We start from the raw sequence: 26,698 nt of genomic DNA on the forward strand, positions 1-26,698 counted from the left end.
GAGTAGAGTTATGGATTTAGTGTACATTCGAGAGTTAGAAGTGGAAACAGTTATAGGTATTTATGACTGGGAGCGCGAAATTCGTCAGCGAGTTAATCTCGATTTGGAGATGGGTACGGATATCCGTCAAGCGGCGAATACTGAGGATGTAGAGAATACGCTTAACTATAAATCGGTTTCTGACCGTTTGATTGAGTTTATTGAGCAAAGTGAATTTTTGCTGGTTGAAACTATGGCAGAGCAAATTGCAGAAATTGTGATCAATGAATTTTCTGTAAAATGGTTGCGTTTGCGCTTAGGTAAGCCGGGGGCTGTACCCAAAGCTGCTGATGTAGGTGTAATTATTGAGCGTGGAGAGCGGTTTTAATGGCTCAGGTTTTTGTGAGTGTTGGTAGTAATACTGATAGAGAGCGTTACACCCGTTCGGCGCTGGATGCGCTTCAACAGCATTTTGGATCATTGCTGATCTCCTCTGTTTATGAAAGTGAGGCGGTTGGTTTTGAAGGCGATAATTTTCTTAATCTTGTCGCTGAATTTGAAACAGAACTCTCTGTTTCTGAATTATCTAAGCGATTGAAGCGTATTGAAGATGATAATGGGCGCTGCCGAAAAGGTCCGAAGTTTAGTGGACGTACGTTGGATATTGATATTTTAACTTATGATCAATGTGTCGGAGTGTTTTCGGGTGTTCAGTTACCGAGAGATGAAGTGACAAAAAATGCATTTGTGTTGCAGCCGTTAGCAGAGATTGCGCCAGATATAAAACACCCAGAATTAGATATGACCTATGCTGAGTTGTGGGGATCTTCTCAAAACCAGCAAAAGCTTTGGACGGTCGAGTTTGAGTGGGCAGGGCATCAGCTTCCTTGTCGTACTTGAACTCAGAATTAATGGCTATAAAGTGATTTTCCACCGTCTACTGCGAGTATTTGGCCGGTAATATAGTCTGCGTTGGCTAAAAAGTAGACGGCTTCTGCTAAATCTTCTGCATCACCTGTTTTTCCTAGCAATGTTTTATCTAAAATAGCCGTTTGTTGCGCTTGAGATAAGCCTGCATCGGGCCACAAAATAGCCCCGGGTGATACGCCGTTAACGCGAACTTCTGGCCCCAGCTCCTTGGCAAGGCTTTTAGTCATCATCTCTAGTCCTGCTTTAGCAATTGAGTAAATAGGATGACCTGGTAGCCCTCGTTGTGCGTGTATATCAATCATATTGATAATGCAGCCGTTGTTTTGACGAAGGGTTTGGCTTAATGCGGCACTGAGAAAGTAGGGGGCGCGTAAATTGGAATTTACTAGATTGTCCCACTGCTCTTGCGTGCTGGTGTTCAGAGGTGTGGGATAGAAGGCTGAGGCGTTGTTAATTAGTAGATCAATACGTCCCCATTTATTAATACTGCTATTTGCTAATTGCTCTACCTCGTGCATTATATTTAGGTCAGCTTGACGTATATCAGCGCTATCGGGACGGATATTATTTAGCTTGTTTGCAAGAGACTCCGCTTCGCTAAGGGATGAGTTGTAGTGAATTAGAATTGAATAGCCTTGGGCATGAAGGTGTGTGGCGATAATGGCACCAACTCTTTTTGCTGCTCCTGTAATTAAGGCTACCCTGTTCATTATGCATCCTGATTGAATTGTTGGCAGATAGATAAGCGACGGTTGTTGATCGCTTCTCCTAAGTTTGCTCCCGTTAAACCTTCGGCCATAAGTTGCTTTGGTTGGATTTGAGCTATCTGGTCTAATATCGGGCCGAGTGTATCGAGGCTTACTGTGTTGTGTATGGCATCTAGACAGCGTTGTAATTGGGATAGACGCTGTGGTCTGCGTATTAAATCTAATTGAAGAATGATTTCTAGTTTTTCTTTTCCTGCTAGCTTATCAAAATGAGCAAGTTGCTTGTGATGTTGGCTGCACTGTAATGCGAGCTCTTTGTAATCGTTTGGGGTGCGTAATCGAGTGCACAGGTGATTTATATCAACTTGAGTCGTTAATGAAAGTAAGCATGCAAAGCGAGTAATAGAGCTGTCCGTTTTATTGCGAATGCTGATGAAGTCATCGATAAATGTTTGTTCGTCCAATGCCTTAGTTAACTCCGGAAGTACTTTAGGAATCGCATTGCATTGGTGTAGAACTTGTAAAAATACTTCAGGGGATTGTTCGGTTAAGGCGCGTTCGAACTCTTTCCATACTCGTTCAGCGGTTAAATGTTCTAATTCATCAGTTAAAGAAAGTTGCTGCATTAGCGCCATTGTTTCATCTGCGACACTAAAGCCTAGATGGGCATATCGAGCGGCAAAGCGGGCTACACGTAGTACTCTTAATGGATCTTCTGAAAATGCAGGTGATACATGGCGTAGTAACTTTTTTTGTAGATCGTCTTGGCCATTGTAGGGGTCAATCAGTTGCTTATCTGGGCCTAATGCCATTGCATTAATTGTTAAATCTCGCCTGAGTAGATCCTCTTCTAATGTGACAGAAGGGTCTGCGTGATAATTAAAGCCGGTATAGCCTTTGCCTGATTTTCTTTCTGTTCTAGCGAGTGCGTATTCTTCGCCTGTTGTTGGGTGGATAAAGACAGGAAAATCTTGGCCTACAGGCTGATAGCCCTGAGATATCATCTCTTCTGCCGTAGCGCCGACAACGACCCAGTCCTTATCAAATGCGGGATAGCCTAAAAGCTGATCTCTTACTGCACCACCGACTAGGTATATGTCCATTATGCATTCTCGCATAGACTGGGTTGTTCGATGCGCCAAGCTTCATAACCACCATTGATGCTATAAACCTCATCAAAACCTTGTTCGATAAGGAATTGTGCAGCAGATTGACTGCTAATGCCGTGATAGCAGCAAACTAACAAGGGTTTTTCCATATCAGCATCATGCATGAATTGATGCATATTCTCATTGCTTAGACTAACTGATCCAGATATGTGGCCTTGGGAGTAGCTTTGTGGGTCGCGTATATCAACGACGGCAGCACCCTCTTGGATTAAGGCTGCAGCTTGTGTTGAATCTATACATTTAAATTGGCTCATCAAATTATCCTTGTATATATGCTGGTTATAAGGGCTGTAATCTGGGTGTAATAGCGGGTGTGTGAAATAATTGTAGATCGTCCAAGCGTAATGCCGTTAACTCGCCTCCCCATACGCACCCTGTATCTAAGGCAAAGACATTCTCAGCTTTTGCCTCCCCTTCTAATGCAGCCCAGTGACCAAAAAGAATACGTATATCTTGCTCATTTGGATCTTTACGCGGAAATTGAAACCACGGTTTATGGTTTTGAGGTTGTGAGGCTAAATCGCCCTTAGCTGAAAAGTCTAGCTTGCCTTCAGGTGTGCAAAAACGCATGCGTGTTAGGTAATTAGTAATAAGTCTTAAACGATTCCAGCCTTGGTGGTGCGAGGACCAGATATCGGGTTGATTACCATACATATGATTAAAGAATTCGCCGGCTAGGGTGCTATTGAGTACCTTTTCGACCTCTTTTGCACGTTTTTGTGCTTTTTGAATGCTCCAGCATGGTGGAATGCCCGCATGTACCATGGCTACTTTTTGGTCTCTGTCGTAAACCATAAGTTTTTGCTTACGTAACCATGAGAGTAGCTCGTGTTTATCGGGCGCTTGAAGAATTGGGGTTAAGGTATCGCTACGTTTATGATGGGTTGCGCCAAAATATACAGCAAGTAGGTGTAGGTCATGATTACCGAGAACGCAGGTAGCGCGAGGTCCCAGGGACTTAATGAATCGTAAGGTTTCGAGTGAATGAGGACCGCGATTAACTAAGTCGCCAGCTATCCATAGTTGGTCATTTTCGGAAAATTCAATTTGTTGTAAGAGAAGCATTAGCTCCTCATAACAGCCTTGAATATCACCAACTACATATGTAGCCATAGGATGCGACTCTGTTCTTATTAATTAGTGTAATGCGTTTGGACTGGCTAAAGTAAATGGGGTGATGGCTGCCTTAAACAGTTCGCCTTCATCGGTGCTCATTTCATAATGTCCTTGCATACTTCCGACGCTGGTGGTGAGTACTGCGCCACTGGTATAAGTGTAGCTCGAGTCGGGTTCTATAATAGGCTGTTCACCCACAACACCTTCCCCTTGGACCTCTTGAATATGTTGATTTCCATCGGTAATTAACCAATGTCTATTTAAAAGCTGTACTGGAATAGGGTTGTGATTGGTAATTGTAATTTTGTAAGAAAACACATAACGCTTACTATCGGGATCAGATTGCTTATCCAGATAGGCAGTGTTGACATCTATAATTATTTTATCCCCAAGCGACATATTATCCATTAATTTTTTCTTTGCCTTTGTGTTGAGTAAGGTAGTTGCTTATGGTGACAAAATCAGCAACTGATAATCGTTCTGGACGTAGTGTTGGATCAATTCCAATGCTCTCGAGTGCTTCAGCACTAAGCAGAGGTTTTAGATTGTTACGTAATGTTTTACGGCGCATGTTAAACGCGGTTCTAACGACTGTTTTGAATTGTTCTACATCTTCTGCGACATAAGGTAAATCATGGTAAGGCGTTAACCTTATAATCGCTGAGTCTACTTTTGGTGCAGGGTTAAAAGCACCTGGCGGTACTTTAAATAGTGATTCTACATTGCAGTAATATTGCGCCATGATACCTAGCCTGCCGTAGTTGTTTTCACCAGGTCCGGCGGCCATTCTATCAACCACCTCTTTTTGCAGCATAAAATGCATATCTTCTACATTGTCTGAATGGCTGAGTAGGTGGAAGATTAATTGGGTTGATATGTTATAAGGTAGGTTTCCGACTATACGTAGGCGTTTTTCGCCTTTGCGGAGTTGTGAAAAATCAAATTTCATTGCATCCGCTTCATGAATGCGGAATTTGTCCCCGTACATAAAAAACTTAGTGCGTAAAATAGGGGGGAGGTCTCTATCGAGCTCTACTGCATCGAGCTCACCTGCTTCAGATAGCAGCTCTTCAGTTAAGGCACCTAATCCTGGCCCAATTTCAACCATTTGGTCTGATTCATGAGGCGATATTGCACGAATAATACGGCGAATAACCCCGTGATCATGCAGAAAGTTTTGCCCAAAACGTTTTCGGGCTTTATGTGCTACTGGTTTTTTGCTCATGAATTAGTTCGCGAGTTGGCTGCGATGGCGAGACATTTCGCCAGCATAATCTATTGCTGTTAATAGGCTTCCTGGATCTGCAGTTCCCGTGCCTGCTAAATCAAGTGCTGTACCATGATCGACCGATGTACGGATAATGGGCATGCCTAAGGTAATATTTACTGCTTTGCCGAAGCCTTTGTATTTTAGCACGGGTAGGCCTTGATCGTGGTACATAGCCAATACGGCATCAGCGGTTTGTAGGTATTTCTCTGTAAATAAAGTATCGGCGGGGAGGGGGCCAATTAGATTAATCCCTTTTGCTTTTAATTTTTCCAGAGTAGGTTCTATAACTTCAATCTCTTCCATACCTAAATGACCGCCTTCGCCTGCATGGGGATTGAGGCCTGTGACCAATATTTTAGGTGACTTAATTCCAAAACTGGATTTTAGATCTTGATTGAGGACTTCAATCACTTCGGTCAGTAAGGCGGGTGTGATCGCATCGGCTATTTCTCGAAGTGGTAAATGGGTGGTGGCTAAAGCAACACGCAGCCCTTCGGTTGCTAACATCATGACTACTTTTTTTGTCTTTGTTAATGCTTCGAGAAATTCTGTGTGGCCGCTAAAGGGAATGCCGGCGTCATTGATCACACCTTTATGAACTGGTGCTGTAATGAGTGCGGAGAAAGTGCCATCTAAGCAGCCGTTAGCTGCTAAGGATAATGTAGCTAAAACATATTCCGCATTTGCGGTATTGAGCTTTCCGGGGATAGCGTCTACTTTCAGCGGAACGGGAATTACTTTTAATGTTCTGGCTGGTGTTGGTGATGCGGGTTGAGCGGGGTCGAATTGCTCAATGTTGAGCGGAAGTTGCAATTGCTTCGCCCGTTGACGAAGAAGCTCTGGGTCAGCAATGACAACTAACTCATCAATGTGCCCTAACTGTGCAATTTGAATGCACAGGTCAGGGCCAATTCCCGAAGGTTCACCTGGTGTAATGACAAGGCGGTTCGTCCCCAAGCTGATTACTCCTTGATGTCTACATAAGCTTGTGAACGTATCTCGCGTAACCAATTAGTTAGTTCTTCATTGAACTTACGTTTTTGGATAACGGCTCGTGCACGGTTTTCTTGCATCTCTTCGCCTAGATCTTGGGTGCGTTTATCTAGGACGGTTAGGATATGCCAGCCAAAGCGTGATTCAAAAGGTGCTGATACTTGCCCTGTAGGTGTATTGTTCATCACCTCTTCAAATTCAGGGACCATTTGTCCATCTTGAGTCCAGCCGAGAGACCCGCCTTCTGAACCGCTAGCGGGATCATCACTAAACTCTTTTGCTAATGACGAAAATGATTCGCCGTTATCGATTCGTTTTTTGATGTCCATTATTTGTTGTTGTGCCTGAGCGGATGTTCTAATTTCACTCGGTTTAAGTAGTATGTGACTTACAAGGCGTTGCTCTACTAATTGTACTGAACCGCCGCGTTTATCCTTCATTAGAATGATATGGAAGCCGCTTGATGAGCGTATAGGTTTGCTGAATTCTGAGGGGGAAAGTTGGCGCGCTGCATTCCCTAAAGTTTCAGGTAATTCTGCGGCCTTTCTCCAGCCTAGATCGCCACCATTAAGTGCGTTAGGTGCGTTGGAAAATTCCACGGCGAGCTTGGAGAAGTCCTCTCCATTTTCGAGTTTAGTGTGAATATCTTTAGCAATTCTTTCTGCTCGTTGAATCATCTCTGGTGATGCTTGAGAGGGTGTAGCAATCAAGATATGCCCTAAGGAATATTCTGCAGACAGCTGGCTTTGGCCTGTTTCAGATTTCAAAAAGTTATCGAGTTCTTGTTCTGATACGCGAATACGTCGGTTGACCATATTTTGCTGGACACTGTTAAGTAGTAATTCGCCACGAATTTGCTCTCTGACTTGGGCGTAGTTCCGTCCTTCGGCGATCAATGCCTCGCGGAACTGTTCTAATGATAAGCCGTTTTGTGAGGCGATGCCGTTTAAGGTGTTGTTGAGCTGGCTATCAGAGATACGAATCCCTTGCTGTAGAGCAAGCTGTTTTTGGATGCTTTCTAATATTAAGCGATCTAGAACCTGCTTGCGGAAGATATTATCGGGAGGTAACTTTGTGTTGCGGGCGGATAGCTGTTCACGAGTTATCGCAACGCGTTGATCAAGCTCGCTTTGCATAACAATGCCGTCATTAACCACGGCGGCCACTCGGTCGAGCGGAACTGCGTCCGCAAGTGCAGAGTGAGTGGGAATTAGCAGAGTTAATGCTGCGATTGAAAATATTTTTCTGAGCTTAGTCTTCATTTTGCTCTTCACGCTCTTCATAGCCGATTATGTCATCCATGAAGCTGCTATCGCCGCTTCCGAATGAGCCGAGTCCTTTAAGGGTAAATTTAAGGAAAATGCCTGTATCAAATTCATCTGTGTCATCAAGCCAGCGGCGCCCTGCAAAGCTAACTTTCCAGCAGCAGCTTTCATACTCGACCCCCAGGGATGTTTCAAGACTGTCGCTGTCTTGGATGTCATATAACCAACGGCCCATACCTGTCCAGTTATTGGCAAGAGGCCAGATGAATGATAAATCAGTTTGTTCCCTTGTTGTATCTTTGAAACGATAACTAAAGTTGAATCGATGATTGGTGTCGTTTTTGTAACGTAATCTGGCGCTAGATTCTGAAACTTTGTAATCGCTGTTATCTAAAATGGTATCTAAGCTGACTCGAAAATTGGGTGATAAGTTCCAGGCGGCTTGTGTTGCTATATCGCTTTGACCGCTAGTTTCGTCGGGATCGGTGCTGTCGAGTTGGATTTTTCTGTCAGCAAAATAATAGGCTTGGCCTATGCTGAAACTAGCTTGTTCAAAGCCATCTTCTGTGAAACTTCTAGTGCTAACGCCTAGTGACAGTTGTTCGGCATCACCGATTCTATCTAAACCACTGAAACGATTAGTGCGGAACAGTGAGTTGTAGTCAAATGTGAGTTCAGATGTGTCGAAGTCAGGCATACTATCCTGATCTTCTTCGGGTACATATAAAGCAAAAAGCCGTGGCTCTAATGTTTGGGTACCACCATTAGACATGGCGCGTTCAAAATATATTCCGCTATCGATGCTGAGGATCGGAACGTTAATGCTTGGGTCTGAGTCATATCCTGAAACTTGATTTTCCAATGAATATGAAGAACTCCAAAGCCTTAGTTGAGGTTTTAAGTATCCCCAAGGGTTTTGCCATCTATAATTTAAAGTAGGTTGTATGAATCGTCGCTCACCTATTATCCGATCACTTCCAGTGAGTCCGGTTAAGTTACGATCAAACTGGGTGTATTCGGTGAAATACTTAAACTCCCCACCTGCCCCGAAGTTCTCTGTGCCAGTAAGTCTTAATTGAGGTAGGCGCTTGTAGGGTGATTTACTACTCTGATTTATTGTCTGGTAGTCATGCACTCTAGCTCTAACTTGCCAATTCTCCTTGATATAGGAGATGTCGGCGCGTTTATCTAAATGGTTCTGGCGAGATATTTCTAAATTGGTGTCTAGGTCATCGAAGTAATCCTCATCACTGACAGCCGTGTAATCTAGTCTTGTATGCCAATTATTTGCAAAACGTCCGCTGTGTTGTACGCCCAGTAGCCAGCGATTGTCGTCTAGCACTTTATCATTATTTATATAAGCGGTATTTAGAGTGTTTTCTGACCAGTCATTCATATATCGAAGCTCATTTTCTAGAATAAGCCCGCGATCCGTTATTAGTCTAGTCGTTAATGTGTCATCTAGATTTGGTGCAATGTTGAAATAATAAGGTACAGAAATATCGAAACCACTGTCGCCGCTATAGCCTAGACTGGGCGATAAGAAACCTGATTTGCGACGATCATCAATAGGGAAGGTAAAGTAGGGAGTGTAAAATATTGGGACACCAGCGATACGTAGTACAGCATCCTCCGCTTCACCGTACCCCTCTTTTTTGTTAATAACTATGCTATCTGCATGGAGTTGCCAAGCTTCGCTGTAAGGGGGGCAGTAAGTATAATCGCCATTTTCCATACGCAAGCGTTCATCTTCTAAACGGATGATCCGATCTGCGCTACCTCTTAAGCCTTCTTCATGCATAACATAGTGAGTATTACTGAAAATAGCTTCAGAAGTGACTGTATCAACTTGAGCATTGTCGCTGAGTAGTAGTAAGCCTGGCTCTCTATATTGTACGTTGCCATCAAAGCGGGCCTTATTGGTTACTTGATCGAGTTCAGCGTTACTTGAATTTAAGCGTCGCTGGCCCTGTCGCATTTGAACGCCGCCTGATAGTTGGCTTAGTCCACCAATAATTGTAGAGGATTTGTCAGCTTCAAAATATAACGGTGGATTATCAAGTTTTTCATCACCAGTGATTGGATATTCTGGTTCTAGATAACGTCCTGCACACTGTTGCCCAACAGGGTTTCTGTAATAGGCCCAATCTAAGTGTGAGTATGGGTTTTCTGTAATGTAAGCCGGAGTTGATGGGCCTTTATTTGTGTGTCCGCTAGGGACTGAAAGAGCGTGGATATTTACCTTGCTACAATCCCAATCGCCACTGGCGGATGTGCTACATTGCCACTCATTACCGATAACTTCAGCCGTTGTTATTGGTTGTGTGTTTACCGCAGCTGGTGCGGTTTGTACTGGTTTTGGTTGGGCGTTTTTAATTGCTGGTTGGGATGCGATCGCTTGAGTGCTTCCTTCTTCTCCATTACATACCCACTCACCCGCTTGGTTCGCTACGCAATCCCAAACACCATTTGATGTTGGCTTGACCGCAACAGCAGGTGGTTTTGTAATTGGTTCGTTCGTCTTATTCTGCGAGTTTGTTTGTTGAGGTTTCTCGGGACGGACTGTTGTAATGGGTGCAGCAATGGCTGTTGGTGCCGGCTGAATATCAACCGAATCTGCTGCTTTGCTGGTGTCTTGAGCTGTATTTGATGTTGTTTCAGATCTACTTTGTACAGGCTCTGTTTCTTCAACAGTGTTGACGGCTTCTTCGTCAGCGGAGCAATCCCATTCGCCATCATTTGTCATGTTACAGCTCCAAGCCATCTCTTGGTCTGGAGTCGTCGCTTCCGCAGCGGCATAGCTAGAAAGTAATGCTGCACTGATAGCAAGTGTTAGCGTATATGTTGAACGTTTGGCGAAGGGCATCTATTAACTAAATCCGTTTCAGCAGTTTCCGGAGAATCCGGTAATTGCCCGAACCTCTGTTAAACAAAGTATAAAGCGGAGAATGATAAATCATTCTCCGCGGCGAGTGTAGCATTCGCTTGTTTTTTATGTGGATTGTTCAGTTCTTTATACTTATGGCGAGTGATGTTGTACCCATTTAAGGGGTTGGAGTGTAATAATAGGCGAAAAATAAGCTTAAGATATAGGGCGAAACAGTTTAATGGATCAGAGATATACGCAGTTGAAACAATGGTTGGAGCGCGAGCTACTGGCGTTTAATCTGTTTGATATTAGTGATTGGCAGCTACTGCCGGTCTCTGGAGATGCGAGTTTTCGACGTTATTTTCGAGCAAAATCTAATGGGGCGAGCTGGATCGCTGTTGATGCGCCGCCGGAAAAAGAAGATAGTCAGCCTTTTGTTGCTATAGCTGCTGAGTTAGAAAAGATAGCCGTTTCAGTGCCGCATGTGCATAAATATGATTTACAGCAGGGCTTTATGCTGCTGGAAGATTTTGGTGATGATCTTTATTTAAGCAAATTAAATAAGTCTTCTGTTGAGCCGCTTTATGCTGATGCATTAGAAAGTTTATTGATTATACAAAGCTGTAAGCCTGCGGTACTTCCTCTTTATGACCGCGCCCTTTTGGATAGAGAAGTAGAGTTGTTTCGAGAGTGGTTTTTACAGAAGCTTTTAGAGATTAAATTAGATGCCGATGAGCAGCAGATGCTTAGGTTTCTATTTAATTATGTGATTGATTCTGCGCTAGAGCAGCCATTAGTGTTTGTGCATAGAGATTTTCATTCAAGGAACTTAATGTACCGGGAGGGCAAAGCACCGGGTGTGATTGATTTTCAAGATGCGGTTGAGGGGCCGGTGACTTATGATCTTGCCTCTATACTACGTGATTGCTATATCAGTTGGCCTGATGATCAGGTGTATCGTTGGGTAGAACAGTATCGCCTAAGTTTGATTGAGAACGGGCAGATCATGCCGGATCAGACTCATTTTGTTCGCTGGTTTGATCTTATGGGTGCTCAGCGTCATTTGAAAGCCATTGGGATTTTTGCGCGATTAAATATCCGTGATGGAAAATCAGGTTATTTAGCTGATATTCCTCGTACTATGAATTACTTGATTGCGGTAGCTGCAAAAACGGAAGAGTTGAAGCCTGTTGCAGGGTGGTTGGTGCAGAAGGTGGTGCCACGTATGCAGCAAGGTCAGTATTTTGATGCTGATGTCTTGAATGATTGGGTTGTTGAATGAAAGCAATGATTTTGGCTGCTGGCATAGGGAAGCGGATGAGACCGCTTACACTGACAACCCCAAAGCCTCTTTTGGAAATAGCTGGCGTCCCTTTGATTGAATACCATGTCCGGCGTTTAGTCGCGGCAGGGTTTAGTGATATTGTTGTTAACCACGCATGGTTAGGCGATCAGATCGAAGCTTATCTAGGTGATGGTAGGCGATTTGGTGCTAATATTGTCTTCTCTCGAGAAGTGGACCCATTAGAAACTGCGGGGGGGATTAGAAAGGCATTACCTCTGCTTGTGTCTGAAGGTGAAACCTCATTTATCTTAGTTAATGGTGATGTTTTTACGGATTTTCCTTACTCTTCTCTTAATAAGTGGGTTGATAAATCGCCTTATTTGGTGCTTGTGCCTAATCCGCCTCATAATCCAGAAGGAGATTTTTGTTTGAATAATGGTCGGCTATATGCGGATCGTGGGGAGAAGTATACTTTTAGTGGTGTTAGTGTCTTACCCCTAGAGATGTTTGCTGATTTGGTGGAGGGGGAAGCTGCTGCGTTAGGGCCGCTTTTGCGTGAAGCTATTGCTAAAGGCAAGGTTTATGGGGCTGTATATGACGGTTTTTGGGCCGATATTGGCACGCCTGAGCGTTTGCGGCAGATAGATGATTTAGTAAAGGAGCAAAAATAGATGGCCTTTGATCCACAGCAAAAAGGCGCAGAGCTGGGCTCAGTCTTTAAAAAGTATTCTACGTCAATCCTGTTGGGGGCGACGGTTGGTTTGTTTACCGGCGGACTGTGGGGGATAGTTTTTGGCGGTTTTGTAGGCTTTTTGGTTGGTCGAGCCCTTAAAGGTGCAGCGGCTGCAGTGAACCCTCAGGAGGCTTTTTTTAAAGCAACCTTTATCGTAATGGGGAGGATAGCGAAGGCAGATGGTCGAGTGACTGAAGATGAAATTCAGTACGCACGAAATGTAATGGTTCAGATGCGTTTGGATGAGTCTCGTAAATTGCAGGCGATGTCTTTCTTTTCAGAAGGGAAAGATCCTGAGTTCGATTTAAGTAAAGTCCTTAAGCCTCTATCTATTATGCTGAGATCTAGGCCCACCGTAAAACTCATGTTCGTAGAGATTCAGCTGCAAGCTGCTATGGCTGATGGCGAAGTGAGTGAAGCTGAGCTTAAGGTAATTGATGCTGTGTGTCAGTTGTTGGATTTTGGTGTTGATTCCGTAGAAGAAGTAATATCACGGGTTAAAGCAGAACGTGATTTCTATCGTCATGGGCATGATGGTGTCGATAGTGGTGTGATGCTTGAAGATGCTTACGCGGTTTTGGGTGTTCGTAGTGATGCAAGTGATGCGGAAGTGAAGAAGGCTTATCGCCGTCATATGAGTCAGCATCACCCAGATAAGCTAGTGTCTAAGGGCTTGCCTGAAGAGATGATTGAGATAGCTAAAGAAAAATGCCAAGAGATTCAGGCAGCTTATGAACGGATTAAAAATGCACGTGATTCGTAATACCTGATCTCTTGTTATGTTGATTGAGGCTTAAAGGAATTATTGCCCAGGAGCTTGTTCGTTGCTGGGTATTTTGTTATTGAGTTTTATGGCGCGTTCAGCTTCTTCAGCTTTTATTACATAAGTGTTTATTGTGCCGCGTACATGTTTTAGCAGCCAAGAGCTATTCCGTTTCCAGTTATCAGTCATAGCAGGCATTCTGCTCTGATGGAAATTATCCATTTTATTATGGCGAGCTAGCCGTAATCGGCTGTTCGGGGCGTTTTGTGTTAGGTTTGTCGCGGATGATCTGGGTGAGCTGTGATGCAGGTCAATAATTGTATCTTTGATCTCTGGAAGTATGTTGGAGAGATTGGGTAACGAGTTATCTGTCGGAGACTTAGCGTCAACCATTAGAAGCCTAAGGTCTTGTTCCTCTTGGTATTTATTTACGTATTGTGCGGCCCAAGTGGCTCCGGTTCCTATGCCTATAATGATGAATCGGTCTAAATTATCGCGGGCTTCCATGTAGCTAATAGCTGTTTTGCCTAGGCGGAAAATAGTCTCTTCGTAGGGCTCTTTCGGCGTATCTGCAGTAGGGGTGGAGGATGTCTCTTTGGTTGATGATGCATTATTGGCTGGTTCTGGGTCTTCACTTTCCGGCGAAGTGCTTGTTGGAGTGAGGTTGGATAATGTCGGTAGTGTTCTTTCTGGAATGGGTTGTATTGCCGGTTGCGGTAGATAGATCGCTAATGTATACCATCCAAATTCGGATAATCCTTCACTTAGGTATTTTAAGTCGTCTGGCCATGCCATATGAGTGTTCTGGTCAGGAAATATAATAATACCGCCTTGAGTGATACCGCTACCTTCAGTGCGGTAAAAACCAATAAGTTTTTCGTCGGCTTTGTCTGTATCTAATTGCAGCAGCTCTGTTTCTTCAGGTGTGTTCTTTACTAGTTCTTGAATTCTATTTTCATCTACGCTGGGTTCAATTCGAGGTTTTTGAACTGCGGGGGATAGCGGTGCTGAGGTCTCTGATGGGGCAGCGGTCGAATCCTCATTGTCAGCGGCGTAACTGAGTGAGGTGAATGTCAATATAGAGGCTAAAATAGGCAGTATAAGTTTCATATTTCTGATTATGAGTAAGATGTAGGCTGACAGCAAGATGCTTGCTCCGTTAAAATGGGCTAACTCTATACTTTTTGGATCAAAAATATGCCTGATTTTAAGATCGCTCCTTCGATATTGTCTGCTGATTTCGCACGTTTAGGTGAAGAGGTTGAGAATGTGTTAACTGCGGGGGCGGATATTGTTCATTTTGATGTTATGGATAATCACTACGTACCTAATCTTACAATTGGGCCAATGGTGTGTAGCGCATTACGTAAACACGGTATTAAAGCGCCTATAGATGTGCATTTGATGGTAAAGCCTGTTGACCGTCTTATTGGTGACTTTATTGAAGCGGGCGCGAGTTATATCACTTTTCATCCTGAAGGTTCAGAGCATGTGGATCGTTCTCTACAGATGATTAAAGATGCAGGCTGTAAGTCGGGCCTTGTATTTAATCCAGCGACACCATTGAGTCATTTGGAATATGTTCTGGACAAGGTTGATATGGTGTTGTTGATGTCAGTTAATCCGGGGTTTGGTGGGCAAAAGTTTATTCCAAGAACACTGGATAAGCTTCGTCAGGCACGTGAAATTATTGATAAAAGTGGTTTGGATATTCGTTTAGAGGTTGATGGGGGCGTTGGTGTGGGTAACATCAGAGAGATAGCGGAAGCGGGTGCTGACACCTTTGTTGCAGGGTCTGCCATCTTTAATACGGATGATTATGCGGCAACGATTCAGCAAATGCGTGAACAATTAGCATTGGTAGGTCGTTGATTGTGCGTCAGCTTTTTGGTGGGCAGTATCCGGATCTTGTTATGTTTGATTTGGATGGGACGCTAGTTGATAGTGTTCCCGATCTGGCTTGTGCTATTGATAAAATGCTACTTGCTCTAGGTTTGCCTGAAGCTGGTGTGGATAAAGTGATTGGTTGGGTAGGTAAGGGTGCTGCTGCGTTAGTGCGACGTGCTTTGCTTGATGCTTCTCATGCTGCGGTGGTTGATGAAAGCTTGTTTGAACAGGCTTATGCCTTCTTTTTGCGTTTTTACGGTGAAGCTACGGCGGACCAAAGTCAGCTCTATCCCGGTGCTCTGGAGTGTTTGGAAGGGTTAGTGGAGCAGGATATTAAGCTAGGCCTTGTGACGAATAAGCCAATAGATTTTACCCATTCGATGTTAGCTGGATTTGGGTTAGAGCGGTTTTTTAGTGTCGTATTAGGGGGTGATAGCTTAGCTAAGAAAAAACCTGATCCTTTACCGTTATTGGATGTTATGCGTCGATGTGATGTTGCAGCTGAAAATTCATTAATGGTGGGGGATTCTATTAATGATGTTCTTGCAGCTAGGGCCGCCGGCTGTCCTGTTGTATGTGTGCCTTATGGTTATAACCATGGTGAAGCTATATCCCTCTCTAAACCAGATTTGATTGTGGATAGATTAGATCTGCTGTTGTGAGTGTGTCTGCAGGAAATGTTTCGTGAAAAATGATCGTTTCCGGTATTAAAATCGACTTTTCTGTTATTTTTGATTGGGTAATATAGATGTGCTCACAGGCCGTAGGTTGTTTTGTTGGCTTGAAATTTTAGTTTTTATTGTTCGAGACTTAAGTTAGAAACAAGGCTAGATCTTATCACAGCACTTATTTATGCCTCGGTTATCCGAGGCTTTTTTTGGCTGCTTATTTAGTAAGCCTTGCCGATAATTCGCGTAGCTGCTGGTATAGAAAAACTGATTTAGTTATATTTCCTGCTGATGGTGGTTGATTCAAATTAGTTGCTGCTATATGGTTTATCTCTCTTTAACTTAAATCTAAGCCTGACGTAATGTTACTTACTACAGCTATGCTAATGAAAATTACGGTACGTGTTTATTTCGCTGCTCTTCGAGAGTCATGGCGATGGCGTGTCTGAAGTTTTTACATAAGCAGACGTTAGTTTAGGCAGGCTTGATATCCTTTAATCTCAACTTTATATATCAAACAGAGTTGTGGATTTCATATCCCAGTTTTATTACTGTACCTACCTCTATATTGTGCTGCTCAGTACGTCTTAAAATACAGTTTATCGGCATTGTGAGAGACCTATCATGACACCAGAACAGTTCGCGGAACTGTCCGCACAGAATTTTAATCGTATCCCAGTTACGCGTGAAGTATTGGCGGACTTAGATACACCTCTTTCTACCTACAAAAAATTAGCGAATGCGCCTTATAGCTATTTGTTGGAGTCTGTTGAGGGCGGTGAGACGTGGGGACGTTATTCTATTATTGGTCTGCCTAGTCGAACGGTTTTAAAGGTATTCGGTGAGAATGTTTCTATTTTTGAGGCAAATGAACTAAGCGAGAGTCATCAAGTAGATGATCCGCTCGATTTCGTAGAAAGCTTTCAGGCGCGTTATCGCGTTCCTCAAATAGAGGGTTTACCTCGCTTTAACGGTGGCCTAGTTGGGTACTTTGGTTATGACTGTGTTCGGTATGTGGAAAAACGTTTAAAAGAGAGTTGTCCTGAGGACGTTTTAGGTACGCCTGATATTCTTTTAATGCTTTCAGATGAGTTGGTTGTATTTGATAATCTTGCTGGGAAATTAGTGCTGATTTGTCATGCTGATCCTGCAGAAGCTAATGCATATGAGAAAGCGCAGAGTCGCCTTGATGAGCTTGTGCTCCAGCTAAGGTCCGCAACACCTTATGGTGATAAGTCGTCTGGGCAGCAACGAATTGTCAATGAATCCGAATTTAAATCTAGTTTCGGAGAGCAGGCATTTATCGAAGCTGTGGATAAGATTAAAGAATACGTTTTGGATGGTGACATTATGCAGTGTGTCATTTCCCAACGTATGTCCATTCCTTTTAGTAGTAAGCCGTTGGATCTATATCGAGCATTGCGCTGTTTAAATCCGTCTCCGTATATGTATGTCCTTAATCTGGATGATTTTCATGTTGTAGGGTCTTCACCAGAAATTCTTGCTCGAGTTGAAGATGGGCAGGTAAGTGTGCGTCCTATTGCTGGAACGCGTAAGAGGGGAGCGACTCCGGAAGAAGATCTTGCTATGGAGAAGGAGCTGCTTGCCGATCCTAAAGAGATTGCTGAACATCTAATGTTAATCGATTTAGGGCGCAATGATGTAGGTCGAGTTGCTGAGATCGGTGCGGTAGAGCTTACCGATAAGATGGTGATTGAACGTTACTCCCATGTTATGCATATAGTCTCCAATGTGAATGCAAGGTTGAAACCTGATGTGTCAGCGATGGATGTTTTGCGTGCAACGTTGCCTGCAGGTACGTTGAGTGGCGCGCCTAAAGTACGGGCTATGGAGATTATTGATGAGATGGAATCGGTTAAGCGCGGTGTTTATGGTGGTGCGGTAGGGTATCTATCTTGGAATGGCAATATGGATACGGCTATAGCGATCAGAACTGCTGTTATTAAAGATAATGTATTGCATATTCAGGCAGGCGCTGGAATTGTTGCTGATTCAGTTCCACGACTGGAGTGGAAAGAAACAATGAATAAGGGGCGGGCTATCTTTAGTGCCGTGGCTATGGTTGAGCGGGGTTTAGATAATCTGGCCAATTCCGAAACCTAGAAGCTAGGTATTGCTTATTGAAACACTCGATGAAAGTGTCGAGTGTTTTTTTATTTTTTGTTGAGAGGAAAATGTTTATAAGCTGTTATCCGTGTTTGATAAGCTCTTTGTTAAATACCTTTCTGTTCCATATTGCGCGATTCTTTGTTTAACCTTCCCTTATTTGGCTTTTTATAGCTAAAACCTCTATATCATCTCTACTTTTTTTGTCTAAAGTTTCCTTTAGGGAGCGTTATTTAATCTCTTTGATTTTTAATTGCGCCAGCTAAAGTTTTTTAACTTTAAGGGCTGTTGTATGGCGTGATATGAGTATTTTGCTCGTTTTTAGTGCAGTATTTGGACTGTAGTTCTGTCTCTTGAATGTCATACTTTTTCGTTAATATTTTTTTGCTGCGCTGCAAAAGGCTTATTGTGTATGTTTGTTGTTTTTATTAAACTGCAGGGAGCTATAATTTTTTGTTGTATATTTTGCCTTGTTTTTATTGATGTTTATCTTGATTGATTATAAAAACAGCGTTAGTAAAATTTCGATAAAATTTTAATAAAATTTAAGGTAGATGTGTTTGTTTGTGGGAATGCACTATCTTATAGATAGAACCTCTATTGTTGTATGGATTAATTGTAGTGCTTTGATGGCATTGATTTTGCTATTTGGTTTAGATTGCTAGCTTAAATTTGAGGCAGGGAAGATTGCATGAACGAATTCAAGAAATTTGTATACACTCCAGCGGGTTATAATGATGCTTCGTTGGCTATAGCTGCTTGTAGAGCTGGAGGTATAGGGATATTAAATGCTGAATTGAGTTCAGATGCTGACAAATTACTTGAACAGTTCGCACTACTGTCTGTACATGCTAAAAACCCATACGGTATCAAAGTTGATACCCCTCAGTCGGAACTTCTTGCGTTTGCGGCCACTAAAGTTGATCAAGGTTTTCGCTATCTTATAGTTGACGAACTATTGCTGGCTACGCTAGCGGCAGATATCAAAAAATTGCGAAAACTGGGGGTCACCGTTCTAGTTGAAGTGACGGATGCACATACGGATGCAGCGGCGCTTGAAAAACAGATCGATGGTTTGATGATTAAAGGTCATGAAGCTGGTGGTTTTGTTGGTGAAGGCAGTAGCTTTATTTTGTTACAAAAGTGGTCTTCAAAAACAAGCCTACCTATTTTTGTTCGAGGTGGTATTACTCCTCATGTTGCTGCTGCCTGTCATGCTGTTGGCGCAAAAGGTGGTGTGCTTGAAAGCCAAGTTTTATTGTTAAAAGACTCACCTTTATCGGATAGTTTGTCCTCATTTATAGGAAATTTGTCAGGTAATGAAACTGTAGCTGTTGGTGACGAAGAGCTGGGTTCTTATTTTAGAGTTTTAGTTCGCCCAGGTTACAGAGAAGCCCAAGCATTTAATTCTAAAGTGTCGGGTCAGTTGGTTAAGCCTGAAGATGTCTTAGGTAAGATCGATTGGGATGCGCCGCAAAAAGGGTTGTTGCCTTTAGGGCAGGATGTTTGTTTTGCCAAAGCTTGGCGTGAAAAATATGGTTATCTTTCTGATGTTTTTTCAGCCATTGATCAAACTATCCATGACTCGATTCAAGCTGCTATTCAACATAAACCTCTAGCTGAAAATGCTCCATTGGCTAAAGCGCTAGGTGTGCGTTTTCCATTGGTCCAAGGTCCGATGAGTCGTGTTTCTGACAGTGCTGAGTTCGCTGGAGCAGTGGCTGATGGTGGTGCGCTACCTATGCTGGCTTTTGCTTTATTAAAAGGCGCCGCGTTAGATAAATTGCTTGCTGATACAGATGAACGACTTGGTGATAAGCCTTGGGGGATTGGCTTATTGGGCTTTGCGCCGCAGTCGCTGTTGGATGAACAGATTACGTTGGCTCAAAAGTATAAGCCGCCTTATGCGATTATTGCCGGTGGGCGACCAGATCAGGCAGTTAAATTAGAGCAAGAAGGTATTAAGTCTTTCTTACATGTTCCTTCCGCCAACTTGATCCCGCTTTTTCTGCAAGAGGGGGCGCGTCGCTTTATTTTTGAAGGGCGTGAGTGCGGTGGTCATATAGGGCCGTTGAGTAGTTTTGTTTTATGGAGCTCAATGGTTGATCGACTCTTGGAAGAGCTCGATTCGGGGCAAGCTAAAGGCGAGGGTATCCAATTATTATTCGCAGGCGGGATACATGATGCGGCATCTGCAGCTATGGTTCAGGTGTTGGCTGCGCCTTTATTGGATAAAGGTGTTCAAGTCGGCGCATTGATGGGGAGTAGTTATCTCTTTACCAAGGAGATCGTTGAGTCAGGTGCTATTGTTCCAGCATTTCAGAAAGAAGTGGTTGAATGTGAACATACAGTGAGTTTGGAGTCAGGCCCAGGTCATGCGAGTCGTTGCGCTTATACGCCATTTGCGAAAATGTTTTTTAATAAACGTCGAGAGATGATAGAGCAGGGGGTGCCTGTTGATGAGGCTCGGGCTACCTTGGATGACCTTATTATGGGGCGACTTCGCATCGCTTCCAAAGGGTGTGCACGACTAGGTGAAAATGCAAAATTAACGGCACTAGATGAAGCAACACAGCATGCTGATGGTATGTATATGTTGGGCCAAGTTGCCACTTTGCGTACTGAGCTTATTGATGTTGAGACTCTGCATGCTCAAGTAACTGAAGATAGTCATGCTTTATTAATTGCGAATTCAATGGATTTAGCTCAAGAGGATGAAGCTGATTCCGCACCTGTTGATATAGCTATTGTTGGTATATCAGGTCTATTTCCTCAAGCGAATTCAACTGAAGAGTATTGGTCAAATATATTAGATAAAGTTGATGCGATTACTGAAATCCCATCCCATCGGTGGGACTGGCGTTTGTATTTTGATGAGGATCGTTACTCCAAAGATAAAATCTACTCCCGTTGGGGTGGCTTTATTGATGATTTAGCATTTGATCCAACGAAATATGGGATGCCGCCTAAGTCGGTAGAAGCTGTAGATCCAATGCAATTAATGGCCTTGGAAGTGGCATCAAGGACTTTGGCTGATGCGGGTTATGATAAACGTAATTTTGATCGTGAAAATGCTTCTGTAATCATTGGTGCCAGTGGTGGTGCGGGTGATGTAGGTATGCAGTATGGCTTGCGTGCAGAGATGCCGCGTTTTAAAGGTGACCTACCTGATCATATTGCTGATATTTTGCCTGAATGGACAGAAGATTCATTTGCCGGCATCTTGATCAATGTTATGGCCGGCCGTATCGCTAATAGATTGAATTTTGGTGGTGTGAACTTTACTACGGATGCGGCTTGTGCATCGTCTTTAGCGGCGATTTACCAAGGTATCTCTGAACTTACCGCTGGGCGCAGTAATATGGTGCTTGCGGGTGGTGTAGATACAGTTCAGGGGCCATTTGGTTATCTTTGTTTTAGTAAAACTCAGGCACTTTCTCCACGCGGGCGCTGTAGTACATTTGATGTGACAGGTGATGGTATCGTGATTTCGGAAGGGATTGCGATGGTTGCCATGAAGCGCCTTGCGGATGCGGAGCGAGATGGTGATCAGATCTATGCGGTCATTAAAGGTGTTGGTGGTAGTAGTGATGGTAAAGCGAAAGGCCTAACTGCTCCGTTGCCTCAAGGTCAGCTCAGAGCGATGCGTCGAGCTTACAAACAAGCCGGTTTTGGTCCTGAAACAGTAGGTCTATTTGAAGCGCACGGTACGGGTACCGTAGCGGGTGATACGGCTGAGCTGGAAAGTACAATTAGTTTATTGAAAGAAGCGGGTGCTGGAACGCATCAAGCAGTGGTTGGATCAGTAAAAACAATGATTGGCCACACTAAAGCTGCGGCGGGTGTGGCAGGTCTTATTAAAGCCTGTCTAGCGCTAAAACATCAGACGCTGCCGCCTCATCATGGTGTGACTCAGCCTAATAATGTGCTGATGGGCGAAGAATGTCCGCTATATTTGGTGGATGAGGCTCAGCCTTGGATTAAAAAGGATCAGCCTAGACGTGCAGCCTGTAGTGCGTTCGGCTTTGGTGGAACCAACTTCCATGTTGTTATGGAGGAGTATCAAGGTGAATACCGCCCTTGGATGAAAAAGGCGGTAAGAACAAGCGGCCCTGCGGAACTTCTGATCTGGAGTGAGGAAACGACAGAAAAGTTAATCGCTAAACTTTCGAGTACAGCCAAAGAGTTGGCGTCAGTTACAGATTTGGATCTTAAAAAGCTCTCTTTTAATCTGATTAATAAACGCAAAAAAGATATGGCGACAGTTGTTCTTGTTGTGCGAGATCAAGCTGATTTTGCTGAGAAACTTGTTGCTACGCTTGGTTATTTAAAAGATGAAATATCTGCTTTGCCTGAAGGTGCTTATTATGGTGATGGTCAGAAAGCAGAAGGTAAAGTGGCAGCTATCTTCCCAGGGCAGGGTGCACAATATACTCAAATGGCTCGAGAGTTAGCTTATACCTACCCTGTGGTAGGTGATGCTTTGGCAGAAGCTGATGGGTTATTAAAAGAGGCTTTTGGTAAGAGGTTTTCAGGCCGTAGGCTAAGTGATTTTATCTATCCGCGTGGTGCTTATACGCCGGAACAAAAAACAGAGGCAACCCGAGCGTTAACCAGTACTGATGTTACTCAGCCAGCATTAGGGGCTGTAGAAACCGGTTTGTGGCGTATGCTGAAAACGCTTGGTTTTAATGCGGATATGTTTGCAGGCCATAGCTACGGTGAGTTTGTTGCATTACATGCCGCTGGAGTATTTGATTATGAAACCTTAGTGTCTTTGTCAGAAGCGCGTGGCCGCTTTATTGTCGATGAGGCAAATAATGCCGGAGATGAGCTAGGTACAATGGCTGCGGTGCAAGCCACTCGCGATAAAGTTGAGGATGCTATTAAAAGTATCGATGGGGTTATCGTTGCAAATCATAATGCGCCAATGCAATGTATTATTTCAGGCTCTAAGGCTGGTATAGCGCAAGCGATTGAAGTGTTATCTAAGTCGGATATTATGGCAACTCCAATACCTGTTGCCGCTGCGTTCCACTCCGCTTTTGTTAAACCTGCACAGTCTCATTTGTCTAAACTGATTGATAGTACTCAATGGACATCTCCTGAATTACCTGTTTATTCCAATAGTGCCGGTGATGTGCATGATGCTGAAGTTGCTCAGCTTAAATCCTCTATGGCTGCTCATTTAGTTAAACCGGTCGAATTTGTTGCTGAAATTGAGGCAATGTATAGAGATGGCGCGCGGGTGTTTGTTGAAATTGGACCTAAATCAATTCTTTCTCGTTTAACTAAGCAGATTTTAGGCGACCGTCCGCACACAACAATTACTCTAGATAATGATCAAGAGGGCGTTTATGGCCTTTTAAGTGCTTTAGCTAACTTGGTTAGCGAAGGTGTGGAGCTTGATTTATTACCATTGCTGGCAGGTATTCAGAATGAAATAGTGTCGTCTGATGCGCTAACTAGTTACGAAAGTGCTGAGCCTATTTCAAAACATGCTTGGATTCTAAATGGTAGTGGTGCAAGACGCTCTTCTGAGCCTGTTCGACAGATTGGGGTCACGCTTGAGCAAGTGATCGCACAAAATAGTGTCACGACAACTGTATTGAAAGAGGAGGGAGTTATGACAACTCCTTCGTCGCAATTAAACACAAATATTTCTTATGATGGACATCATTTTAAGCATAACAAGGAGCGAAAGATGGATGGGCGCAGGCAAGCACCAAATGCTGGTGGTCCGGCAGTAATGGCAGAATACTTTGATATGATGCGTCAATTCCTGGAAAGTCAGGAAAATGTTATGTCAATGTATCTAGGTGGTACTTCGGTACCCCGTTCAGGTGAAACGCGACCACAGCGTCTCCCTAAAGCAGCCCCTCAAATGGCTGAACTATCAATGGAAGTTCCAGCCGTCGCCGCACCTGTTGCTGCGCCTGCTGTTGCTCCTGTTTCGGTCTCAGCACCAGCACCTGCTCCCGTAGCTGCTGTTGCTCCAGTAGCGGCGCCAGCACCTACTGCGCCAGCCGCACTGGTTGCTGCGGTTGAATCTGCCGCAAGTGATACGCTTGATCGCGACAAAATTACGCAGATGTTGCTGGAGATTGTCGAAGATAAAACAGGTTATCCGAGTGATATGGTTGGCCTTGATCAAAAACTTGAGGCTGATTTGGGTATCGATTCCATTAAGCGTATCGAGATTGTTGGTTCGTTATTAAAAACGCTTCCTGCAGCTTATGGTGATGCTTTAGGTGAAAACCGTGGTGAGCTGAATACACAGGAAAATCTGACGGGTATGTTAGATCTTTTATGTGATTTGCCGGTGGGAGCGGCGACAAGCCCTTTTAAAGTAGCCGGGATGGGAACTGAGGTTTCGAACAAGTTTTCGGACTCCTCATTCCGGCATATAGTTGTACCTTCACCTGCTTCGATTGAGGTGAATGCTAAACGTGCTCTAAATATTGGGCATTATGTTATTACTCGAGATGCAGCAGATATAGCAGGGCAATTGGCTACACTGCTGACAGATCGAGGTTGCACTGTGCAGATTGTTGAGCCATCCATTCTGGAAAGCGAAGAACAGATACTCAATTTTTCTGCAAAAGTGTGTGCAGAAAAAACCGATCTAGCGGGTGTGATTCACTTAGCTGAGATCGGTAGTCCTGCCTTAATGAGTGAGAGTTCTGTTGTTGATTTTAAAGCTGTATTAAACAGTAATGAAAAGTCATTTTTTCTCTTGCTTAAAGGATTAAGTCCTGTGTTTTCTGAAGCGGCACATATAGTTGCTGCCAGTGGACTAGGTGGAACTTTTGGCCGTACGAATGCAGTTTTTAATGGTTTGTCTTTACAATCTGGCTTTGTTGGTTGCTTAAAATCGGTATCTGAAGAACGCCCTGCGCTACGCGTTAAGGCAATTGATCTGGATGCTGAGCAATCAGTAGCCGATCTGGCAAGTATTCTGCTGGATGAAATGATGCTTTGCGGTGGTCGTCAAGAGGTAGGCTATCCAGCAGGTAAGCGAACAATATTTAAAACGGTTGCGGAGTTGTCTCCTCAGTCGTCTGAGGATGCTACGTTAGAAGGTTTAACCGTCTTGGCTACAGGCGGCTTGCGTGGGATTACAGCTGAAGTTTTACGCGAAGTTGCGTTACCCGGTAATACCTTATTGTTAACTGGGCGTAGTCCTTTGCCTGAAGCTGAAACGGCTGATACTGCGACATTGAAAACTGAGGCAGAACTAAGACAGTTCTTTATAACTCAGGTGCGTGATGGCGTCCTTTCTCTGACTCCAGCTGAGGTTATGAAAAAAGTTGCTGGCGTTGTTGGTGCTCGAGAGATGTTGAGTAATCTTCAGGATTTCCAGCAGCGTGGTGCCAAGGTTGAATATTTTGCTGTTGATGTAACCGATGAAAGCTCAATGAAGGGGCTTTTAGATACAATTTACGATAAATATGGTGCGCTGCATGGCGTAGTTCATGGCGCAGGAATTATTGAAGATAAGCTCTTACAAGACAAAACAAGTGAAAGCTGGTCACGTGTTGTGGAAACTAAAGTCCTTGGCTTGTTCCATATCCAAAAATATCTAAGACCTGAATCCTTGCGTTTTCTAACAGTTTTCAGTTCGGTAGCTGGTCGATACGGTAATAGTGGTCAGTTAGATTACGCTACAGCTAATGAATTGCTAAACCGTCTATGTAGTCAGTTAAATCAGCTATGGAAAAATAAAGTAGTTGTCCGCTCTCTTTGCTGGGGGCCTTGGGGGCCTACAGCGTTTGGTGAAGGCATGGTGACTGCTGAAACTGAGGCTAAATTTGCCGAAAAAGGCGTGGCTTTGGTAACCGCTGAAGCAGGCCGAAAGGTGTTCCGTGAGGAGATTCTACAGCAGCCATCGGAAAACGTTGAGGTGATCTGCGGTGTTGGTCCTTGGGAAAAGCATGAGGCAACGATTGGTCGTGTTGAGTTTGATGAGAGTATCCCTCGTGTAACGGGTGCTTTGTTAGATAATGCGAGCGTTACTGCGATGCCTAAAGGGGATCAGGTGGTCGAATTCTATCTTAGTGATCGCCATGAATACCTACAGCAACACCGTATCGATAATATTCCCGTGTTGCCTGCTGCAGTTGCTTTGGAAATTATGTCGGAAACTGCAACCGCGCTATGGCCAGGATGGCATGTAGTAGAAGCTCGTGACAGTCGTTTACTGAAAGGATTGCAATTAGATGATCTTAATCAGAAGTTGAAAGTGGTTGTAAATCCACCACCTTATGGCAGTAGTGATGGCTTTGACGTGACGGTAAGTCTTCAATCGGAGAAACGGATGCACTACAAGGCTGTTTTGCGTTTGGAGCAAACTTATCCGGATAGCTTTACCTATGAACCTGAGAAGCATTCAGATAAGCAGCTGTCAGTAGAGACTGCTTATAACGAATGGTTGTTTCATGGTCCCTGTTTTCAAGTAATCAAGAATATCTCTGGTTTGTCTCAGCAAGGTTCAGTCTCTGATGTTGAAACGAGTAACCCTGCAGGGTGGTTAAGTACGACAGAGGTAGGTGATGGCTGGATTTTTGATCCTGCTATGACCGATGCAGCAGCTCAAATGGCTCTTCTCTGGGGGCGTACGTTTAATGATCAATCTGCTTTGCCTGCGCGTTTTGGTAAGGTGATGAGGTTTCAAGAGAAACTACCTGAAAAACTCAAAATGTGTTTTGCACGTAAAGACAGTGAGCAGCCAAATATGATTGTCTCTGATGTTTATTTTATTGATGAACAAAATAATGTTGTGTTGTTAATTGAAGACCTTGAGTGTATTTCTAGTATGGAATTGAACCGTCTTGGTGGAACAGAAAAGCTGGCTAATTAAGTGATAGTTGTGGGCGGAAATAGCAGCGGGGATTCGCTGTTGTTGAAGGCTGAAAATCTATTTCTAGTATGGAACTG

General features: G+C 43.8%; 19 protein-coding genes. 9 read left to right on the forward strand and 10 right to left on the reverse strand.

Going from position 1 to position 26,698, the window contains the following annotated elements:
- Positions 1 to 10: 10 nt before the first annotated feature.
- Positions 11 to 367, forward strand: a complete 357-nt coding sequence (folB, locus tag Q4492_RS02990) for a dihydroneopterin aldolase (RefSeq protein WP_303415772.1) — start codon at positions 11 to 13, stop codon at positions 365 to 367.
- The gene (gene folK / locus Q4492_RS02995) at positions 367 to 879 is read left to right on the forward strand and encodes a 2-amino-4-hydroxy-6-hydroxymethyldihydropteridine diphosphokinase (protein WP_303415773.1); all 513 of its coding nucleotides are present in this window, start codon (positions 367 to 369) and stop codon (positions 877 to 879) included. Before folB ends, folK begins: the two co-directional genes overlap by 1 nt.
- Before the next feature lie 8 nt (positions 880 to 887).
- Here folK and Q4492_RS03000 read toward each other — a convergent pair whose 3' ends face one another.
- From Q4492_RS03000 to lptD, 9 genes are read right to left on the reverse strand one after another with little or no spacing between them, the layout of a single operon-like run.
- Positions 888 to 1,619 carry a pteridine reductase gene (locus Q4492_RS03000; protein WP_303415774.1) on the reverse strand — a complete coding sequence of 244 codons (732 nt, stop codon included), beginning with the start codon at positions 1,617 to 1,619 and terminating at the stop codon, positions 888 to 890.
- On the reverse strand, positions 1,619 to 2,719 hold the full coding sequence (locus tag Q4492_RS03005) for a hypothetical protein (RefSeq protein WP_303415775.1): 1,101 nt from the start codon (positions 2,717 to 2,719) through the stop codon (positions 1,619 to 1,621). Before Q4492_RS03005 ends, Q4492_RS03000 begins: the two co-directional genes overlap by 1 nt.
- A complete protein-coding gene (glpE, locus tag Q4492_RS03010) occupies positions 2,719 to 3,039 on the reverse strand; it encodes a thiosulfate sulfurtransferase GlpE (protein WP_303415776.1) in 321 nt (106 codons plus the stop codon). The genes Q4492_RS03005 and glpE overlap by 1 nt, the downstream gene beginning before the upstream one ends.
- A gap of 25 nt (positions 3,040 to 3,064) precedes the next feature.
- Complete coding sequence (locus Q4492_RS03015; RefSeq protein WP_303415777.1) at positions 3,065 to 3,898, reverse strand: symmetrical bis(5'-nucleosyl)-tetraphosphatase; 834 nt, start codon at positions 3,896 to 3,898, stop codon at positions 3,065 to 3,067.
- A 24-nt stretch (positions 3,899 to 3,922) separates the two neighbouring features.
- Positions 3,923 to 4,309 carry a Co2+/Mg2+ efflux protein ApaG gene (gene apaG / locus Q4492_RS03020; RefSeq protein WP_303415778.1) on the reverse strand — a complete coding sequence of 129 codons (387 nt, stop codon included), beginning with the start codon at positions 4,307 to 4,309 and terminating at the stop codon, positions 3,923 to 3,925.
- Complete coding sequence (rsmA, locus tag Q4492_RS03025) at positions 4,302 to 5,126, reverse strand: 16S rRNA (adenine(1518)-N(6)/adenine(1519)-N(6))-dimethyltransferase RsmA (protein ID WP_303415779.1); 825 nt, start codon at positions 5,124 to 5,126, stop codon at positions 4,302 to 4,304. The genes apaG and rsmA overlap by 8 nt, the downstream gene beginning before the upstream one ends.
- 3 nt (positions 5,127 to 5,129) lie before the next feature.
- On the reverse strand, positions 5,130 to 6,128 hold the full coding sequence (pdxA, locus tag Q4492_RS03030) for a 4-hydroxythreonine-4-phosphate dehydrogenase PdxA (RefSeq protein WP_303415780.1): 999 nt from the start codon (positions 6,126 to 6,128) through the stop codon (positions 5,130 to 5,132).
- Positions 6,129 to 6,133: 5 nt separating this feature from the next.
- Positions 6,134 to 7,426: a peptidylprolyl isomerase gene (locus Q4492_RS03035; RefSeq protein ID WP_303415781.1), complete on the reverse strand. Its 1,293-nt coding sequence runs from the start codon at positions 7,424 to 7,426 to the stop codon at positions 6,134 to 6,136.
- The gene (gene lptD, locus Q4492_RS03040; protein WP_303415783.1) at positions 7,416 to 10,295 is read right to left on the reverse strand and encodes an LPS-assembly protein LptD; all 2,880 of its coding nucleotides are present in this window, start codon (positions 10,293 to 10,295) and stop codon (positions 7,416 to 7,418) included. Before lptD ends, Q4492_RS03035 begins: the two co-directional genes overlap by 11 nt.
- 241 nt (positions 10,296 to 10,536) lie before the next feature.
- Here lptD and Q4492_RS03045 point away from each other — a divergent pair, with 241 nt between their 5' ends.
- Genes Q4492_RS03045 through djlA form a run of 3 tightly spaced genes read left to right on the forward strand, consistent with a single transcriptional unit; the run spans position 10,537 to position 13,079 of the window.
- Positions 10,537 to 11,580 carry an aminoglycoside phosphotransferase family protein gene (locus tag Q4492_RS03045; protein ID WP_303415784.1) on the forward strand — a complete coding sequence of 348 codons (1,044 nt, stop codon included), beginning with the start codon at positions 10,537 to 10,539 and terminating at the stop codon, positions 11,578 to 11,580.
- Complete coding sequence (gene murU, locus Q4492_RS03050; protein ID WP_303415786.1) at positions 11,577 to 12,254, forward strand: N-acetylmuramate alpha-1-phosphate uridylyltransferase MurU; 678 nt, start codon at positions 11,577 to 11,579, stop codon at positions 12,252 to 12,254. The genes Q4492_RS03045 and murU overlap by 4 nt, the downstream gene beginning before the upstream one ends.
- On the forward strand, positions 12,255 to 13,079 hold the full coding sequence (gene djlA / locus Q4492_RS03055) for a co-chaperone DjlA (protein ID WP_303415787.1): 825 nt from the start codon (positions 12,255 to 12,257) through the stop codon (positions 13,077 to 13,079).
- A 39-nt stretch (positions 13,080 to 13,118) separates the two neighbouring features.
- Here djlA and Q4492_RS03060 read toward each other — a convergent pair whose 3' ends face one another.
- Entirely contained in the window at positions 13,119 to 14,189 is a 1,071-nt protein-coding gene (locus Q4492_RS03060; RefSeq protein ID WP_303415788.1) for a DUF3530 family protein, read from the reverse strand.
- An 87-nt stretch (positions 14,190 to 14,276) separates the two neighbouring features.
- On the opposite strand from Q4492_RS03060, the gene rpe reads away from it, so the two are divergent.
- From rpe to Q4492_RS03080, 4 genes are all read left to right on the forward strand, one after another.
- A complete protein-coding gene (rpe, locus tag Q4492_RS03065) occupies positions 14,277 to 14,951 on the forward strand; it encodes a ribulose-phosphate 3-epimerase (protein WP_067865268.1) in 675 nt (224 codons plus the stop codon).
- A gap of 2 nt (positions 14,952 to 14,953) precedes the next feature.
- Positions 14,954 to 15,628, forward strand: a complete 675-nt coding sequence (locus Q4492_RS03070; RefSeq protein ID WP_303415790.1) for a phosphoglycolate phosphatase — start codon at positions 14,954 to 14,956, stop codon at positions 15,626 to 15,628.
- A gap of 630 nt (positions 15,629 to 16,258) precedes the next feature.
- Positions 16,259 to 17,758: an anthranilate synthase component I gene (trpE, locus tag Q4492_RS03075; RefSeq protein WP_303415791.1), complete on the forward strand. Its 1,500-nt coding sequence runs from the start codon at positions 16,259 to 16,261 to the stop codon at positions 17,756 to 17,758.
- A gap of 694 nt (positions 17,759 to 18,452) precedes the next feature.
- A complete protein-coding gene (locus tag Q4492_RS03080; RefSeq protein WP_303415792.1) occupies positions 18,453 to 26,621 on the forward strand; it encodes a type I polyketide synthase in 8,169 nt (2,722 codons plus the stop codon).
- Positions 26,622 to 26,698 lie beyond the last annotated feature (77 nt).

This window comes from Neptuniibacter sp. 1_MG-2023, from assembly GCF_030547185.1.
GTDB lineage: Bacteria > Pseudomonadota > Gammaproteobacteria > Pseudomonadales > Balneatricaceae > Neptuniibacter.

What these genes read in the sequence shown, in the direction of transcription:
- folB (WP_303415772.1), top strand. Translation starts at nt 11, where the DNA reads ATGGATTTAGTGTACATTCGAGAGTTAGAAGTGGAAACAGTTATAGGT.
- djlA (WP_303415787.1), top strand. Translation starts at nt 12,255, where the DNA reads ATGGCCTTTGATCCACAGCAAAAAGGCGCAGAGCTGGGCTCAGTCTTT.
- apaG (WP_303415778.1), bottom strand. Translation starts at nt 4,309, where the DNA reads ATGGATAATATGTCGCTTGGGGATAAAATAATTATAGATGTCAACACT.
- Q4492_RS03015 (WP_303415777.1), bottom strand. Translation starts at nt 3,898, where the DNA reads ATGGCTACATATGTAGTTGGTGATATTCAAGGCTGTTATGAGGAGCTA.
- Q4492_RS03080 (WP_303415792.1), top strand. Translation starts at nt 18,453, where the DNA reads ATGAACGAATTCAAGAAATTTGTATACACTCCAGCGGGTTATAATGAT.
- glpE (WP_303415776.1), bottom strand. Translation starts at nt 3,039, where the DNA reads ATGAGCCAATTTAAATGTATAGATTCAACACAAGCTGCAGCCTTAATC.
- folK (WP_303415773.1), top strand. Translation starts at nt 367, where the DNA reads ATGGCTCAGGTTTTTGTGAGTGTTGGTAGTAATACTGATAGAGAGCGT.
- trpE (WP_303415791.1), top strand. Translation starts at nt 16,259, where the DNA reads ATGACACCAGAACAGTTCGCGGAACTGTCCGCACAGAATTTTAATCGT.
- lptD (WP_303415783.1), bottom strand. Translation starts at nt 10,295, where the DNA reads ATGCCCTTCGCCAAACGTTCAACATATACGCTAACACTTGCTATCAGT.
- rsmA (WP_303415779.1), bottom strand. Translation starts at nt 5,126, where the DNA reads ATGAGCAAAAAACCAGTAGCACATAAAGCCCGAAAACGTTTTGGGCAA.
- Q4492_RS03035 (WP_303415781.1), bottom strand. Translation starts at nt 7,426, where the DNA reads ATGAAGACTAAGCTCAGAAAAATATTTTCAATCGCAGCATTAACTCTG.
- Q4492_RS03060 (WP_303415788.1), bottom strand. Translation starts at nt 14,189, where the DNA reads ATGAAACTTATACTGCCTATTTTAGCCTCTATATTGACATTCACCTCA.
- murU (WP_303415786.1), top strand. Translation starts at nt 11,577, where the DNA reads ATGAAAGCAATGATTTTGGCTGCTGGCATAGGGAAGCGGATGAGACCG.
- Q4492_RS03000 (WP_303415774.1), bottom strand. Translation starts at nt 1,619, where the DNA reads ATGAACAGGGTAGCCTTAATTACAGGAGCAGCAAAAAGAGTTGGTGCC.
- Q4492_RS03005 (WP_303415775.1), bottom strand. Translation starts at nt 2,719, where the DNA reads ATGGACATATACCTAGTCGGTGGTGCAGTAAGAGATCAGCTTTTAGGC.
- Q4492_RS03045 (WP_303415784.1), top strand. Translation starts at nt 10,537, where the DNA reads ATGGATCAGAGATATACGCAGTTGAAACAATGGTTGGAGCGCGAGCTA.
- rpe (WP_067865268.1), top strand. Translation starts at nt 14,277, where the DNA reads ATGCCTGATTTTAAGATCGCTCCTTCGATATTGTCTGCTGATTTCGCA.